The organism is Methylobacterium sp. Leaf113, from assembly GCF_001423325.1.
GTDB lineage: Bacteria > Pseudomonadota > Alphaproteobacteria > Rhizobiales > Beijerinckiaceae > Methylobacterium.
On the sequence record NZ_LMNJ01000034.1, the window covers coordinates 145,740 to 161,194 of the forward strand.

A 15,455-nucleotide genomic window follows, 5' to 3' on the forward strand; every position below is an offset into this window, starting at 1 on the left:
CGACCCGGCGGAGCGCGGAACCGTGCCAGCCTTGTGCACGACCGCGATCCTCGACGCCGTGCCGAAGCGGCATTGGAAAACAAGCGTGGCGGGGATTTAGAAGCGAGCCGCAACGCCACCCATGATCGTGCGTGGAAGACCTGGAGTGGCGTAGCGGTTCTGAAACGCCCGGTCATAGAACGTCTCGTCGAAGAGGTTGTCGACGTTCAGGTAGACTCTGACGCCCGGCGTAATCTGATAATACGAGATCAAGTTGAAGACCGTGTATTCGGGAAGCTTGAAGGTCGACAAAGCCGTCCCGGCAACGCGTTGCCCGGCAAAACTGACGCCCCCGCCGAGCCCGAGACCCCGAAGGTCGCCGCTCTGGAACTCGTAGACGCTTTGCACGGAAAAGCTGTTCTCGGGGATATTCGCCAGCCGCGTCCCGACAGGAAGCGCGTTGTCACGGCTCACGGCCGCGTCGACATACGCGTAGGTGCCGATCACGCGCCAGCCCGGCGCCAGATAGCCCGCGAAACTCAGGTCGAAGCCACGGCTGCGGATCTCGCCTGCGGCCACGCTGAAGTTCACGTCGAGCGGGTCCGTTGTCAGGACGTTGGTCCGCTTGATGTCGAACACGGCCGCCGAGGCACTCAGGCGACCGTCGAGCAGGGTGAATTTGGCACCGGCCTCGACGCCCTCGCCCTCCTGGAACGCGAAGGGTCGGCCGGTCCGGTCCGCACCGGTGTTGGGCCGAAACGAGCGCGAGTAGTTGCCGTAGACGGAGACCGTGTCGAAGAGGTCGTAGACCAAGCCGAGACGGGGGGTCGCAGCGGTACCCTGCAGGCGCGTGGTCCGATTGTTGAGGAAGGAGGTCGAGACGAGGCCGATGTCTTCCACGCGCACGCCAACCAGTGCGTGGAGGCGCGGCGTGATGTCGATCTGGTCCTGGATGTAGCCGGCGAAGCTCTGCGTGTTCTCCAGCAGGTTGCTGACGGAGGCCGTGAGTGGGGGCAGGCGCTGGCCGTACTGAGGGGTCAAGAGATCGAGGAAGAACGGGTTGGTCGTCGCGTTCGAGCGGTTGAAGACCTCACGGTAGCGATAGCTGTCATAGTCCAGGCCCGTCAGCAGTGTGTGGCGAAACGGACCCGTCTCGAATTTGCCCGCGAGGTTCACCTGCAGGTCGAGATCGGACCAGGTCAGGTCACGCCGCTCGAACGTGCGCCGCAGGGTCCGTCCGTCGGCAAGGACGCCGATGGCCCCCGCACCGTCGCCGGCGAGATTGCCGGCCAGCACCTGCGCCCCGGCGCTGACCACCCAGTTCGGGTCGAGCCGATGCTCGATGCGCAGTTGGCCGAGGGCGTTGTCGTTGCGAACCGGGGCGATCCCCGGTTCCCCGATGAAGCGGGTCCTTGGGAGGGCACGGAGGTTGCCGGCGATGGGCACGACGCCGCGGTCGAAGGTCTGGCTGGTGCTGATGAGCTCCCCTTCGAGGGTGACGGTCGTGTCGGCGGTCGGCTTCCAGGCTATGACAGGCGCGAGGTAGTAACGGTCGCCGCGCACGAAGTCGCGGAAGCTGCCGTTGTCCTCAACGGCACCCGTGATGCGGGCGAGGACCTTGCCGTCCTCATCGAGGGCGCCTGTCGCATCGAACGTGCTGCGCTTGAGGTTGTAGCTGCCGTACTGCGTACCGATGGCGAAGCTGCGCTCGGCCAGCGGTTGCTTGGTGACGATGTTGAAGGTGCCGCCCGGATCGCCACGCCCGTACAGGAACGCTGATGGACCCTTGAGAACCTCGATGCGCTCGATGGAAGCGACATCGGGCGAATTCGGGAATCCTCGATTGATCGGAAATCCGTTGCGGTAGTATTCGCCGGTGGCAAAGCCCCGGATCGTGAACTCGGTCAGGCCCAAGCCTGCAAAATTGTTGGCGCGACCGACTCCGGCCAGGTCGAGAGCCGTGTCGACACGTGTGGCGGCTGCGTCTTCGAGCACCTGGTTCGGTACGACCACCACCGTTTGTGGCACCTCACGCAGCGGCGTGTCCGTGCGGGTCGCACTGATGCTATCCTTGGCAAGATAGCCATCGACCTTGAGAAGTGAGCCGCCATTGCCCGCGACAGCAAGTTCTTCGAGTTGCACCGCCTGAGCTGCGTCCGTGGCGGGCTGGGCTTGGGTCGAATTCGATCCAAGGCCGATCACTGAAACAAGGGATGTCATCGAAAGGACAGCAGTCGATGCCAGGCGAGCACCGTGGGACTTCTTATTCTTGATGGAGGGTGCCACGGACGCATACCAAAACTAACTCGGAGGCTGTGCGTTACGAGGCAGAAACATTTCCGGTCAACCTGGTCAGATCGAACTTCCAAGACGAAGACTTACATTCATTTCAATCTCGCTCTGTTGCTTTTTAAAAAGGTTCTAAATCAACCGACATCGCTGTGCCGTTGTGGCGCACGGGCCACATGAGCATGCCTGGCACCATCGGCGAGGCCCCCGGATCAGGCGAAGAGCGTCAGCGCACGCCCATCGCCCACCGGCCCGACGGCCAGGCCGTCCCCCGAATGAGACGCAGGGCCCCACTCCGGCGGAGCGGTGCCGATCCAAATCCTCGACGCTGCCGGTCAGAACTCGACGGTTGCGATGGAGCCTGACGGTTTGAGGCGGGTGGATAGCGGACCATGGCTCTCGATGCGGAAGCTGATGGCCCGGCGCCGCCCCGACCCGGACGCTCACCAACGCCGTCGCGGCGATCGAAACCTGCCGTTCGAGCCCGTGGCAAACGATTGACCGAGGCTGGTACGCCGTACACGGTCTGACACTCGAGGGTTGTGAGAATCACGAGCGCGTGCCGAATGACCATCGTTGATGCGCATATCGCGTCTTGGCGTCATGCGCCCTTTGCCGGGTGGGCGACGGGAGAGGCGTGGGATGTCATCCCCGGCTTGGCTGGCATGGTCGCGAGACTTCTGAAGACCCTCGGCTCCGAGTACGAGATCGAGGGCGATATCGCCATCCATCGCACGACCAGGGTCGAGACCGGCGCCGTACTGAAAGGCCCTCTGATCGTTGGCCCGAAGTGTCTTATTGCTATGGGAAGCTTGATCAGAGGTGGATGCTGGCTCGACAGCGACTGCATCGTCGGACCCGGAGCCGAACTCAAGACGACCATCCTGTTTCGAGGGTCGAAGCTCGCCCATTTCAACTTCGTCGGCGACAGCATCCTTGGCCGGGATGTCAATCTCGAAGCGGGCTCGATCATTGCGAACTACCGGAACGAGTTGGCCGATCCCCGCCTCCGTATCGGCTATAACGGCACGACGCTCGAAGCGGACACGCTGAAGTTCGGCGCACTTGTGGGCGACGGATGTCGCATCGGCGCGAATGCGGTCGTTGCGCCCGGCGCCATCCTGGCTCCCGGAACGGTGGTGTCCCGCCTCGGATTGATCGATCAGCGCCCCGTTTCCTGAGCGTCCCCAAAGCGGACCGGCGGATATCCGTCCCCCACGGCCATCGGTCACGGCCTGACCCAGCAGCCCGCAAGCGGAGATTTCCGAGGCCTGCACAGGGTCGCGACCCACCCCCGCCCGCCCGCCATCTTACAAAGGCGGTGCGGTCCGGCGCTGGTCCAGCCAGCCGCGCTTGCGGGCCACGGCCTCGGCGCGCCAGTTGCGCACGAGGCGACGACGGACGCCCTGCCAGGGGATGGCGGGGAGCGGCGTGACCGGATCGACCAGGGTGCTGAGCGCGCGGGCGTAATCGAGCACGAGGCCCGGCGTCCAGGTCATCGCCCCGGCCCCGTTGCGCAGCACGGCGGCCGCCCAGAATTCCGGGCTCATCACGGCCCGGACCAGCATCCACCACGGCCGGCCGTGGCGATTGAAGCTGCCCTCGATGGCGGCGTCGAGGGCGTTGGCCACCGCCGTCGAGCAGTTCCGCCCGACGAGGTTATAGGCGGTGTCCTGCCGATACCGCGCCCAGAAGGCGCGCAGGCGCGCCCCGTCGACCCCGTGCAGCGTCACCGTGACGGTCGCCTCGCACCAATCGTCCGCCTCCGCGCGATAGCTCGGCAGGAAGCGGCCCGGCACGTTGTTCTCCGGCCCGGCCCGCAGGGTCGCGCGCAGATTGTCCGGCGACCGGTCGATCTCCACGGCGGGGTAGTGGCTCACGTAGAGCGGGGTGTCCGGCCCGGCGTCTTCCGCGCCGCCGGTCTCGCCCGGCCCGCACATCTCCAGCGAGGCGTGGCCGGTGGAGATGTGGCCGCCCCCGTTCACCGAGACGACGTAGCGGTGAACGAGGCGCTGTCGGGCCGGGATGCTGGCCGTCCCGGTGGGGGTCCAGACATAGACCGTGACCGTGTCCGCGCCGCCCTCCGGCGTGGAGCGGCCGACATCCGTCGGGAGGCGCCGCAGCCGCAATCCCAGGAGCGCCACCTTGACGCCGCCCAGGATCAGGAAGGCGCCGATGCTGAAGCCGACCGTGCCGGCATACCAGGTCGGCCAGGGCTCCAGGGTCAGGAGGCCGAGGGCGACGCCGAGGCTTCCGTGGAACACCGACCAGCGCCAGCCCGGAAACCGCAGCACCTGCGAGAGGACGATCCGCGATGCGCCGTCGACCAGGAAGGCCGTGCCGAACAGCATCGCCAGCAGGAAGGTGCTGGAGGCCGAGGCCAGCATCGTCAGGACCGCGACCCCGAACAGCAGCGCCGCCTTGAGCAGGCGCAGGCGGCGCGCCGCCCCCGTGGCGATCAGGCCGCGGATGAAGGCCGCCACCGCCTCCAGGGCGAGCAGGAGGCCGAACCAGCGATCCGGAATGTGCGTCGCCCCGTCGAGGGCATCGGCCACCAGGGCCAGGCCCAGGATAATCCAGAGCACGCCCGCGCCCGTGACGAGGGGCCAGCGCCGGTGGACCGATTCCCGCCCGACCAGCAGCAGCCACAGGGGCAGGGTCCAGGGCCTGGCCGCGGGCGTGGACGAGGCCGCGAGCATGCCCACCACCGGGTCGCTGGTGCGCTTGGCCGCCCCGAGGTTGCGCAGCAACCGGCCCTTGGGGCCGGGCCGGGTCGGACGACGGGCGCCGCCCTCGGGCAGGCTGGTCGCCGCATCGGCGCGCGCACCACCGGACCGAGGGTCCGGCTGAGACGATGTGGTCACGCGTGACTCTCCCAACCGTACGCTCGATGGCCACGCAGCGGATCGCGGCGACGAAGGACCAAGGAACGATCCCCGTCCGCCCCGGTCTTTTCCTGGGAAGCGCGCCGGTTGTCCAGATGATCCGATTTTCGCGACGCCGATATGGTTTCCAAATGAAGGGCGACAGGTCGGCTCTGGTCGGCAGATCTTTCCCAGATCGATCCCGTGAAGATGTCGTTGATCATGTCCATGATCAGGCTGATTCTGGGATCAGAAAACACCGGATCGAAATCCGAAGGCTGTATCGCGAGATCTTCGAGTCTCCGGTTCTTCACGGGCGCGCCAGTTCCTCGACGGCGATCGTCATCGGCGCCACCGAGGGGCGGATCAGGCCGCGCGCCGGCGCGCCGAGTTCGAGAATCATCAGGATGCCGCCGGAGATCGCCAGGGCGCAGAGGAGCAGCGCGAAGATCACGGTGGTGTTGCGCGGCGCGAACAGGCCGAAGCTGGCAAACAGCATCGAGAGCCAGAAGATCATGAGAACCAGGAACGGGAGGGGCACCGCCAGACTCTTGCGCTCCACCAGGAGCCAGCGCGCATCCGCCATCTCGTCGACGATGCGCAGGGCCTGGGCCTGGACGCGCTGCGTCCGGTCCCCCGTGGGGCGAAGGTCGACGATCTGATCGCTGAGGGTTTCGAGCCGATGCAGGTTGTCGAGGCCGAGGCTGCCGTCCGGCGCCGACGTCGACAGCTCCTCGAGCTTCGTCCGCCCGTAGGTGTGCAGGTTGTCCTGGATCGGGAGCGTTTCGGGGCCGTAGCGCTTCAGGGCGCGGTCGAGCTTGATCAGGTCGACGGCGAGGGTCTGGATCGCGGTGGTGCGCAGCATGAAGGAGGCGCCGGCATTCGACAGCATGTGGCTGAGGACGAGGGCCGCCAGCGTGCCGACCACCGCCATGGAGACCGAGATGGCCGCGCGGGTCTCGCCGGACAGGTGCGGTGCCGGGAGCCGGCGCGCGGTCCAGACGCCCGCGAGCGCACCGAAGAAGATCGAGCAGAAGGCGATCGCGCTGACGAGAATCGAGGTCATGGGCGGATCTAGCGCCGAACCCGTCATCAAACCCTGAGAGGCGCGGGCGGGGCCGCCGCCTCGCCCGCGCCGGCCTCGGCTGCCGAATCCGGTCTCGCCTCCCGCGCCTGCGAGATTGCCCCGTCCCGCCGGCGGGTCGACAGGATCACAGGGGCGGGTTGGAAGACGCGATCCGGATCGGGGGCGTCGCGCGACCTTCGATCCCGGTGAAACCAGCCGGAATACTGAGAAGGATCGCGGTCGAAGGCCGTCGAACACTTGAGGCCGGCGATCTCCGTATCGATCGACAGCTTATCGAGCCTCCTGAGTTTACGGGGATCGGACGATGATGGTCCGTGTCGTTCTCCGGATCGATGTCCGATCTCCGCCAGCTTTCGCCGGGAAGATCTTTGTCGGCAGGGTTAGGGGCGCGTTACGGTCCAGGGCTGCCCGGGAGCGGCGTGACCGGGGCGGTCGTGACCACGCGGGCCGGATGTCGGCGTTCCGCGACGGTCGGGTTCACCGTTCGGTAGGCGCGGGGCCGTATCGTCGTGGCCAATTGATCGTGACGACCCATTGATCGTTGGGGAGAGACACACGTGGTCCTGAGCTATTGGCTCGATCAGCCGGTTTGGCTGATCTTCACGCTGCTGGCGGCGATCTTCGCGGTCTGCGGGGCCGTGATCACCCTCCTGTCGGTATCGTCCGGCACGCGGCCCGGGATCACGAAGCTCGGGCTCGGCCTGGTGGCACCGTATTTCAGCGCCATCTCGGTGATGCTGGCGCTCCTGACCGGCTTCGTCGCCAACGATGCCTGGGAACGGCAGCGCCAGGCCTCGAAGATCGTCCAGTCGGAGAAGATGAACCTGCTGGCGGTGGAGGACCTCAGCATCGCCACCGCCTCCGACATGACGGAGATCCGGGCGCGGCTGCGGACGTACACCAACGCCCTGATCGACGACGAATGGCCCAAGATGGCGGAGCTGGAATCGTCGCGCCCGGCCGGCGAGGCCCTAGGCCGCCTGCTGCAGGCGGTGGCCGACCCCCGCCACACCACCGAGGCCGGCGCCGCGGCCCATTCGGCGCTCCTCGACGCGGTGATGAACCTGCGCGCCGCGCGGGGCGACCGGCTGAGCCTGAGCGAAGCCCATGGCGATCAGTCGAAATGGCTGACCCTGATGGTGCTGGCGCTGCTCACCCTCCTCTCCATCGGGCTGATCCACGTGGACAAGCCGGTGCCGCAGGCGGTGGCGATGATCCTGTTCGCGATCGCCACGGTGACCACCCTCGGGGTGATCGCCCTGCACGAGCGCCCGTTCGACGGGCCGATGCCGGTCAGCGCCGCGCCGCTGGAGGCGGCCCGCGCCGTGATGATGGCGGAACTGCGCAGCGAGAGCACGGCGGCCCCGACCTGTCAGATCGGCAGCCCGCCCCCCGCGCGGTGACGCGGGGCCCCTAGGATTCCGGTCCGTCGGAAAGCCGGGGCCGCACCGCGAGGGAGGCCAGCACCACCGCCATGAAGAACAGGAAGTACTGGTTCACCGACAGTTCCTCGAACATCATCGACGGCACCAGGAACAGGGCGCTGTAGGCCACGAAGGGGCCGGCGGCCGCGGGGGACCGGGCGATCCGCAGGAGCCCGGCGAGGAGGAGCAGCGTGACCGCGACGCCGCTCTGGAGCGCGAGCGCGACGAATCCGTTATGCGGGGTCACGAGGCCGGTGAGGTTGCGCAGCTCGTCGCGCCGCGCGACCTCGCCGACACCGAACGGGTATTCCAGCACGAGCTGCAACGCCGTGAAGCCCGACAGGAAGCGCTCGTCGGCGTTGCCCGTGACGTTGCTGTCGCCGGCAAAGCGCGTTTCGATGGTCTGTGCCAGCTTCTGGGGCAGGGGGATCTCGCCCGTCATCGAGAAGACGATGAGCAGGATACCGAGGCCGGCGAGGACGGGCAGCACCACCTGGAGCCGAATGCTCCGCCGCATCAGGACGACCAGGACCAGCAACGGCATGAACAGGCCGGAGCGATTGTTGGTCAGGGGGAAGCTCGCCAGCAGGGCCGCGAAGTAGGCGAGATAGATCAGGTTGAGGCGATACCGCAGGCTCAACAGGAGGGCGGCGGCCCCGCCCAGGGCGAAGACGTGGCCGGTCTCGTTGCCCGAGGCCCAGATCCCGCCTTGCTTGTCCTCGACGAACAGCTTCAGATCCTCGTCCAGCCCGTCGGTGGGCACGCCCAGGCCGAAGCGGTCCAGCGGCAGCCCGGAGGTCGACAGCAGCAGGACGACGAGCGAGCCGAGCAGACCCGCGAGCAGACCCCAGCAGAAGGCGTGCTCGAGGCGCCGATCGCGGAACATCACCAGCAGGATGGCCGCCAGCACGAAGTAGAGGAGCAGCACCAGCGTCAGGTAGACGTCGCCCGCCTGCATCTGCGCCTTCAGCACCAGCGACAAACCGATCAGGATGCCGATGGTAGCCAGCGGCACGACGTGGCGCAGGCCCTCCGTGATCACCGCCCGGCGCAGCCCGAACCAGGGAATCAGCAGGAAGGGCAGCAGGTCGGACAGGCGCTGGAACGGCAGCCCGAAGGTCGACGTGAGCACGTTGAGCTGCAGGGCGGCTCCGAACAGGAAGACGGCGGCGCGGTCGGCCGCCACCGGCACAGCCCGCGCGCCTCCCGTCTCGGCCGCCGGCATCGCTGGTCTCGCCATTGTCCCGGAGCCTCCGAGAGGACGCCGTCCGCCCGGACGGGCGCACCGGCGGCCTCCCGCCCATTCTGGCGCGCAAAGGTTTGCGAAGCGTGCAGGCGTCGGACCCGAGGCGGTCAGCCGGCCCGGCGGGCGAAGAACCCGAGGGCCGCGCGAACCGTCGGGCGCATGAACAGGAGGGCGAGCCCCCCGTAGGCGAGCATGCCTACCCCTACGCTGGCGAACAGGCCGAGGCGGTCGCCGAGGGCGTGGTGGATCGGGTCCTGGACCAGAAGCACCAGGCCCGCCATCGCGCCCGCGCAGGCCGTGGCGGGCATCAACACCCGGGCGAGGCGCCCGTTGCTCACCGGCACGAGGCGCCCGGCCCGGACCACGATGAGCGGCGAGAACAGGTAGGCCCGAGCCACGTGGCCGATGACCAGCGCCGTCAGCCCGAAGGGTCCCGTGAGGATCGCCGCCACGGCCCCGAGGCCGAACTGGGCGGCCGCGAGGGCCAGGGCGGTGCCGCTGTGACCGAGCGCCGTGAAGATCATCCACAGCAGGGAGGTGGCGACGAATTCCGGGGCCAGCAGCGACAGGATCCGCAGGACCGGCACCGCATCGTGCCACTGCTCGCCGAACAGGAACGGGATCAGCGTCGGGGCGACGGCGGCCATGCCGAAGAAGGCCGGCAGGGCCAGGAAGGCGGAGGTCCGGGTAAAGTCGTGGAAGGCGGCGGCGAGGTCGGCCGGACGATCCTGCAGGCGGGCATAGGTGGTGAGGCCCACCGCCGAGAGGGGGATGACGGCGACCTGGCTGACGAGGTCGATGCAGCGCCAGGCGAGGCGCAGATGCCCGACATCGGTGGTGGACAGGAAGTAGGCGGCGATCACCTCCTGGCTGCGGATCGAGAACATCAGCAGCAGGTTGGTGGAGAAGATGCGCGAGCCGAAGGCGATCTGGCTCCGGGCCGCCGCGAAATCCAGGCGCCGGGCCGGGAGCCAGGGCATCGCCGCCCAGGTCAGGAGCGTAGTCGCCGTGGTGGCGACGAGACGCTGGATCACGAGGCTCCAGACGCCGTAGCCGGACAGGGCCAGAGCCAGGGCGGCGCCCCCTCCGAGGAGGTTGGCGCCCAGGGCCCGCAGGGCGAGCTTGCGGAAGCCGAAGCTCCGCTGGAGGCGCGCCTCGTGGATCGCGCCCAGGGCCGAGAGCACGAAGCAGGCGGACAGCGCGGTGAGGGCGGGGCGCAGCTCCGGCAGGTCGAGCAGCCAGGCGATCGGCCAAGACAGGCCGACGAGCGCCGCGGCATAGGCCACGCTGGAGGCGAGGGTCACCCAGAAGGCGGTGGCGGCGAAGTCCTCGTCGAGATCGGCCCTCTGGACCACCGCGTCGGGCAGGCCGCCCCGGGCCACGATCTGCAGGATGTCGATGAACACGGCTGCGACTGCGACGAGCCCGAATTCGGCGGGCTCGATGAGCCGGGCCAGCACCAGGAACACCCCGAAGCTGAGGACGACGTTGCCGACCGAGGCGAGCGCGACCCAGCGGGCCGCCGCGAAGGAGCGACCCGAGACGTCCGGCTCGTCGGCGAGTCCGAGTGCCGCCGGGGCGGTCGAAGCCTCGGCCGGAAGCAGGGCGGTGACGCTCACGCGCGCCCGGCCCGGCGCTCGGCCACGAGCTCGGCGTAGAGGTCGAGGTACTTCTCGGCGACGCGCTCGGAGGTGGATTCGCGGATGACGTGCTGGAAGCTGCGCTCGTCCGGCAGGCCGGCACGGCCCCCGGCGATCACGGTGCGGAGGCGCGCGGCGAGGTCCGCGTCGTCGCCCGGCGTGAACAGCCACGCGGCGTTGTCCTCACCGATCAGTTCGGGGATGCCACCGGAGGCCGCGCCGATCACCGGCACGCCCATCATGTAGGCCTCGTAGATCGTCCGCGGCGAGGGCTCGGCCCAGAACGAGGGCACGACGAGCACGTCGATCTCGCTCAGGAAGTCGGCGGGCTTGGCCCAGCCCACGAAGTCGACCGGCAGGCCCTCGGACTGCGCCTTGAAGCGATCGATCGAGTCGTCCATCGCCTGACCGGCCACGAGGCAGCGCCAATCGCCCGGGCCGACCGCACGGAACGCATCGATCAGCGTCCCCACGCCCTTCTCGACGTTGATGCGGCCGAGATAGCCGAAGGTCATGGGGCGGCCGGTGCGATCGATCCGGCGCCGGGCCTCGGGGTCGCCCCCCGGCACCGAGCAGGAATAGTAGATCACCCGGCGGCGCTCCGGCGCCAGGTGCCGGAACAGGCCGTGGTTCACGTGGGTCTTCAGGATCTCGGTCCCGACGCTCACCACGGCCCCCACCGCCCGGTTGGTGATCTGCTTGGTGGCATTCACCACCTTGCAGCCCAGGTGCCAGTGCGTGCACGGCTTGCCGTGCCGGAACATCGCGGCGTTGCCGCAGATCAGGTCGTACTCGCAGACGGTGTGGACGATCGGGATGCCGCGCTTGGCCGCCTCGCGCCAGACCAGGGTCGAGACGTCGAGGAGCGAGTGGGTGTTGACGAGGTCGGGCCGGAAATCGTCCAGGACGCGGCCGAACTCGGCCGCGACGGCGAAATTCCACTGCTGTTTGAGCTTCGCCCAGGTGCGCCCGACCCGCGTCGCCTTCGGCCAGTCTTCCAGCCAGAAATCGTTGTGGTGGGCCATCCGGTAGACGGAGACGCCGTTGCGCACCGATTTCGGCTCCGGCTCGCGGGCGATGCAGGCGGCCGCGACGGTGTGGCCGGCCGCCACCAGCTCCTCGGCGAGGTGCTCCACCGAGCGCTCGGCACCGCCCACGATGTAGGGCGGGTAAAGCGCGCTGAGATGCAGGATGCGCAACGGGCCGGTGCGCGCGCGGGCGACGGCCTCCTCGTCCCGGGATACCGGCGATTTGGTCGGTGCGGCCTCCAGCGCGGCGCGGGCGAGGCCCGGGTCGGGTGCGATCATGGCGGGACCAGTCATGGGCGGCACTCGTCGAGGTGCGGGGGTTCGGAGAGAGCCGCCGGCGAACGGCGATGGTGAGAGGCTGCGCCGCGCGTGCGAACGGCGGCGTAGAGATCGAGATAGGCGTCGGCGACGGCGGCCGGATCGGTGCCCTGCCGGACGGCGCCGGCGCGGGACAGGCCCTCTGCCAGACGGTCCGGCTCGGCGATGACCCGCGCCATCGCGGCGGCCAGGGCCGGCGCATCGCCCGGAGGAACCAGCCAGGGACCGTCGCCGACCTGCTCGCCGATGCCGCCCACCGCGGTTCCGATCACCGGCACGGCGCGGCCATAGGCCTCCGCCACGGTCCGGCCGAACGCCTCCGGCCAGACCGGCGGCACCACCAGGCAGTCGATGGCGTCGAGGAACACATCCCGCTCGGCATAGCCGACAAAGGTTACCGGCAAGCCTTCGGCCAGGGCGCGGTAGCGGTCGAGCCCGTCGGCCGCGCGGCCCGCGATGACGAGGCGCCATCCCTGCGCCGGCAGGCGGCGGCAGGCCTCCAGCAGCACGTCGGTGCCCTTGGCGGGTTCGATGCGTCCGAGGCAGCCGAACACCACCGGTGCGCCGGGCCGGCGGGGCTGGCGGGTCGAGGGGCCGCCCGGGGCGATCGGGTTCCAGATCACCCGGCGGAGCGATTCCGGGACGTCCGCGAAGAAGCCGGCCGCGCGGTGGCGGTCCAGGATGTCGGTGCCGACGGCCGCGACCGCCGTGACGGCCCGCTGGCACTGGCGGTGCGGCGCCGCGTAGAGCCGACACTTCAGGTGCTGCCCGGCGCAGGCGCGTCCGTGCTTCACCATCCCGCCATTGGTGCACAGGCTGGTGAAGTCGTGGAGGGTGTGGACCACCGGTCGCCCGAGGCGCCGCAGCAGGGGCCAGACCGCCGGGGTGATCTCGGAGATCGAGTGGGTGTTCACCACGTCCGGCGCGAAGTCGCGGACCGCCGCCTCCATGTGCACCAGGGTGTACCGGTTCCACTGGGCGGCCAGCTTGTAGCGCAGGCGGTCGAGGCGCCCGCGCTGCGGCCAGTCCAGCCCATGGAAGGGCGTGCCGTACCCGATCCGGTACACGGTCACGCCGTCCTGCACGGTCGGCGCCTCCCGGCGCCGCGAGACGCACGCCACCGCGACGGCGTGGCCGAGGCCGGCCTGGGTCCGGGCGAGGGTCTCCACCATCAGTTCGGCGCCGCCGACCTGCTCGGGGGCGTAGAGGGAGCTAAGGTGCAGGATGCGCATCCGCGGCCTCCCCGGTGGGTGTCGGACGAACGGTTTCCCGCAGGGCCTCGAGCAGCACGGCCTCGTAGCGCCGGGCGGTCTCGGCCCAGTCGTACCGGCGGGCATTGGCATGGCCGCGCGCGATCAGGTCCGCCCGCAGGCCGGGCTCGTGGAGCAGGCGGCGCAGGCCGGCCGCGAGGGCCGAGGCGTCGGCGGGATCGAAGGTGAGGGCCCCGGCGCCCGCGATCTCGGGCGTCGCCGAGCGGTCCGAGCACAGGACCGGGCAGCCGAGTTCCTGCGCCTCCAGCACCGGAAGACAGAACCCCTCCGCGAAGGAGGGCACGCACAGGCAGGCGGCGCCCCGGTAGAGGGCGGCGAGGCGGGCGTCGCCGATCCGCGACAGGCGGGTCAGGCGAACCGCGGCCCCCGCGAGGCCGGCCGCGAGAGTGTCGTCCGGGTCGTCGCCCACATGGACGATGGCGAGTTCGGGGTGGGTCGGGGCCAGCGCGGCGACCGCTCGCGCGAGGGTGGCGAAGTTCTTGTTGTGGGTGGCGTTGCCCACGGCCAGCACGTAGGACCCGGGAGCGACCTCCGAAGGCATGGCGACCTCCGAAGGCGTGGCGACCTCAGGAGGCCTGGTGGCCCCTCCCGCCCTGAGCATGGCGGCGGAGGGCACGGTCCGGGTCCGGCCGCGGAGCGCCGGATAGAACCGCTCCAGGCTGGTCCGGGTGGTGTCGGACACGGCGATCACCCGGGCGCTGTTGCCGAGGACCAGGCGGAAGATCAGGTTCGTGGTCAGCGCCTCGCGCAGCCCCGTGGAGTCCGGGATCGTGCGGAAGTAGAGGTCGTGCACGACGCTGACGCGCGCCCGGCCGCCGAAGGGGGCGCCGTAGGGGTCGGCGTTGAGCACCACATCGATGGCCTCTGCCCGGCACAGGGCCGGGACGGCGAAGGCCTGCCGCAGGACATCGAGCACCATGACGCGCGGGCGCGGGACGGTGACGACCTCGACCCGCTCGCGGATCGCTTCGGGAAGCTGGTCGCGGGTCCAGGGCGACCGCAGCACGATCGTGACCTGGCCCCGGTCGAGCAGCCCGGCGATCACCCGGAAGGCGACCAGCGCCACCCCGGACGGACGGCCGCCATGCTGGCTCGGCATATTGACGAGGACGCGGGGCATCGTGGCTCGGAGGCTCTGAGACGAGAGGGGAGGGGGATCGCCGCGTCGTCAGACGCGGGCGGCGACCTGGCGGATCAGCGTGGCGAGATCGTCCTGCATCCGGGCGGCCCCGTAGCGGGTGAGGGCTCGCTCGCGGGCCCGGCGGGTGCGCGCGGCGAGATCGTCGGGATGGGCCAGGATCGCCGTGAGGGCCGCGGCGATGCGGTCGGGCCGCCGTGGCGGAACCAGGGTGCCGAGGGCGCCGCCCTCGAGGATTTCCGCCGAGGCGCCCGCATCCGTGGCGACCACGGGCACGCCGGCCAGCATCGCCTCGACCAGGGTCCGCCCGAACGGTTCGGGATCGACCGACGGGTGGACGACCGCATCGACGGCCTGCATCAGGCGGGGTACGTCGTCGCGCTGCCCGAGGAACAACACCCGGTCGGTCAGGCCGCGCGCCGCCGCCAACTCCCGAAGCCGCGCCGCGTAGGCATCCTCGCCGAACAGGGCCGAGCCGACCACCACGCAGCGCAGACCCGGCACCAGCGCCAGCGCCTCGATCACCACATCCTGCCCCTTCCAGGGCGCGAGGCGGCTGAACACCCCGACGAGAGGGCCGGACGGCAGCCCGAGTTCCGCCCGCAGATCCGCGGCGGGACGCGGGTCGAGGATCAGGTCGAGGCCGTTGGGTACCACCGTCACCCGGTCCCGCCGCCCGCCGGCCTGCACGAAGGCCTCGGCTGCGGCCCGCGAGGGGACGACCACGCGCGCCGCGCAGGCATTGGCGAGGCGGGCCTGGACCGCGCGCTGCGCCCGTCCGAAATGGGCGCCGTCGAGGATGTCGTGCAGGTGCCAGACCAGGGGACGGCCCACGAGCCGGGCGGGCAGCGCCGCGAGCAGGAAGGCCTTCTGCGAATTGGCGTAGACCACGTCGCAGGCCCGGGCGGCCCGGCCGAGTTCGAGGGCGAGTCCGGCGAGGCGCCCGAGCACCGGAAGCGCGCGCAAGGGCGAGACATCCCGGCGCAGGCGCGTGAGGTCTGCGCCCCGGCGGGCGAGGCGGATGGTCAGGCCGGCGTTCCGCAGGGCGTCGGCGAGAGGGCCGCCCTCGAACAGGAACGCCGTCGAACCGGCCCAGGGCCGGACCACGTCGCGCAGGACGAGTTCGGCGCCCGACATGGTGCCGGTGTGGCTCACGAACAGCACCCGGGGC

At 69.9% G+C, this 15,455-nt stretch carries 12 protein-coding genes; 2 read left to right on the top strand and 10 right to left on the bottom strand.

Annotation, left to right across the window (positions count from 1 at the left end):
- Positions 1-96 precede the first annotated feature (96 nt).
- On the bottom strand, positions 97-2,199 hold the full coding sequence (locus ASF60_RS17315; protein ID WP_082508028.1) for a TonB-dependent siderophore receptor: 2,103 nt from the start codon (positions 2,197-2,199) through the stop codon (positions 97-99).
- Between the two features lie 635 nt (positions 2,200-2,834).
- Between ASF60_RS17315 and ASF60_RS17320 the strand changes: the two genes are divergently transcribed.
- Positions 2,835-3,449, top strand: a complete 615-nt coding sequence (locus ASF60_RS17320) for an LpxA family transferase (RefSeq protein ID WP_056187710.1) — start codon at positions 2,835-2,837, stop codon at positions 3,447-3,449.
- 129 nt (positions 3,450-3,578) lie between these two features.
- Here the strand turns inward: ASF60_RS17320 and ASF60_RS17325 are convergent, their stop codons facing one another.
- The 3 genes from ASF60_RS17325 to ASF60_RS17330 are packed head-to-tail and all read right to left on the bottom strand — an operon-like array spanning position 3,579 to position 6,198.
- A complete protein-coding gene (locus ASF60_RS17325) occupies positions 3,579-5,132 on the bottom strand; it encodes an HdeD family acid-resistance protein (RefSeq protein WP_056187713.1) in 1,554 nt (517 codons plus the stop codon).
- Positions 5,129-5,446, bottom strand: coding sequence for a hypothetical protein (locus ASF60_RS24660; RefSeq protein WP_056485728.1), 318 nt, complete (start codon positions 5,444-5,446; stop codon positions 5,129-5,131). The genes ASF60_RS17325 and ASF60_RS24660 overlap by 4 nt, the downstream gene beginning before the upstream one ends.
- Positions 5,443-6,198: a bestrophin-like domain gene (locus tag ASF60_RS17330; RefSeq protein ID WP_056187716.1), complete on the bottom strand. Its 756-nt coding sequence runs from the start codon at positions 6,196-6,198 to the stop codon at positions 5,443-5,445. Before ASF60_RS17330 ends, ASF60_RS24660 begins: the two co-directional genes overlap by 4 nt.
- Positions 6,199-6,776: 578 nt before the next feature.
- On the opposite strand from ASF60_RS17330, the gene ASF60_RS17335 reads away from it, so the two are divergent.
- Positions 6,777-7,622, top strand: coding sequence for a bestrophin-like domain (locus ASF60_RS17335; protein WP_056187718.1), 846 nt, complete (start codon positions 6,777-6,779; stop codon positions 7,620-7,622).
- A 10-nt stretch (positions 7,623-7,632) separates the two neighbouring features.
- Here ASF60_RS17335 and ASF60_RS17340 read toward each other — a convergent pair whose 3' ends face one another.
- From ASF60_RS17340 to ASF60_RS17365, 6 genes are all read right to left on the bottom strand, one after another.
- The gene (locus ASF60_RS17340; RefSeq protein ID WP_056187723.1) at positions 7,633-8,883 is read right to left on the bottom strand and encodes an O-antigen ligase family protein; all 1,251 of its coding nucleotides are present in this window, start codon (positions 8,881-8,883) and stop codon (positions 7,633-7,635) included.
- 113 nt (positions 8,884-8,996) lie between these two features.
- Positions 8,997-10,508, bottom strand: coding sequence for a lipopolysaccharide biosynthesis protein (locus ASF60_RS17345; protein WP_056187725.1), 1,512 nt, complete (start codon positions 10,506-10,508; stop codon positions 8,997-8,999).
- Complete coding sequence (locus tag ASF60_RS17350; protein WP_244478474.1) at positions 10,505-11,851, bottom strand: glycosyltransferase family 4 protein; 1,347 nt, start codon at positions 11,849-11,851, stop codon at positions 10,505-10,507. The genes ASF60_RS17345 and ASF60_RS17350 overlap by 4 nt, the downstream gene beginning before the upstream one ends.
- On the bottom strand, positions 11,848-13,107 hold the full coding sequence (locus tag ASF60_RS17355) for a glycosyltransferase family 4 protein (RefSeq protein WP_056187729.1): 1,260 nt from the start codon (positions 13,105-13,107) through the stop codon (positions 11,848-11,850). The genes ASF60_RS17350 and ASF60_RS17355 overlap by 4 nt, the downstream gene beginning before the upstream one ends.
- Positions 13,088-14,266 carry a glycosyltransferase family 4 protein gene (locus ASF60_RS17360; RefSeq protein ID WP_056187733.1) on the bottom strand — a complete coding sequence of 393 codons (1,179 nt, stop codon included), beginning with the start codon at positions 14,264-14,266 and terminating at the stop codon, positions 13,088-13,090. Before ASF60_RS17360 ends, ASF60_RS17355 begins: the two co-directional genes overlap by 20 nt.
- 48 nt (positions 14,267-14,314) lie before the next feature.
- On the bottom strand, positions 14,315-15,421 hold the full coding sequence (locus ASF60_RS17365; protein ID WP_056188064.1) for a glycosyltransferase family 4 protein: 1,107 nt from the start codon (positions 15,419-15,421) through the stop codon (positions 14,315-14,317).
- Positions 15,422-15,455: the final 34 nt, after the last annotated feature.

Bases quoted from the DNA above. Each gene is read 5' to 3' on its own strand.
- ASF60_RS17315 (WP_082508028.1), bottom strand. From the start codon at position 2,199: ATGACATCCCTTGTTTCAGTGATCGGCCTTGGATCGAATTCGACCCAA.
- ASF60_RS17330 (WP_056187716.1), bottom strand. From the start codon at position 6,198: ATGACCTCGATTCTCGTCAGCGCGATCGCCTTCTGCTCGATCTTCTTC.
- ASF60_RS17365 (WP_056188064.1), bottom strand. From the start codon at position 15,421: ATGTCGGGCGCCGAACTCGTCCTGCGCGACGTGGTCCGGCCCTGGGCC.
- ASF60_RS17340 (WP_056187723.1), bottom strand. From the start codon at position 8,883: ATGGCGAGACCAGCGATGCCGGCGGCCGAGACGGGAGGCGCGCGGGCT.
- ASF60_RS17355 (WP_056187729.1), bottom strand. From the start codon at position 13,107: ATGCGCATCCTGCACCTTAGCTCCCTCTACGCCCCCGAGCAGGTCGGC.
- ASF60_RS17320 (WP_056187710.1), top strand. From the start codon at position 2,835: ATGACCATCGTTGATGCGCATATCGCGTCTTGGCGTCATGCGCCCTTT.
- ASF60_RS17360 (WP_056187733.1), bottom strand. From the start codon at position 14,266: ATGCCCCGCGTCCTCGTCAATATGCCGAGCCAGCATGGCGGCCGTCCG.
- ASF60_RS17350 (WP_244478474.1), bottom strand. From the start codon at position 11,851: ATGACTGGTCCCGCCATGATCGCACCCGACCCGGGCCTCGCCCGCGCC.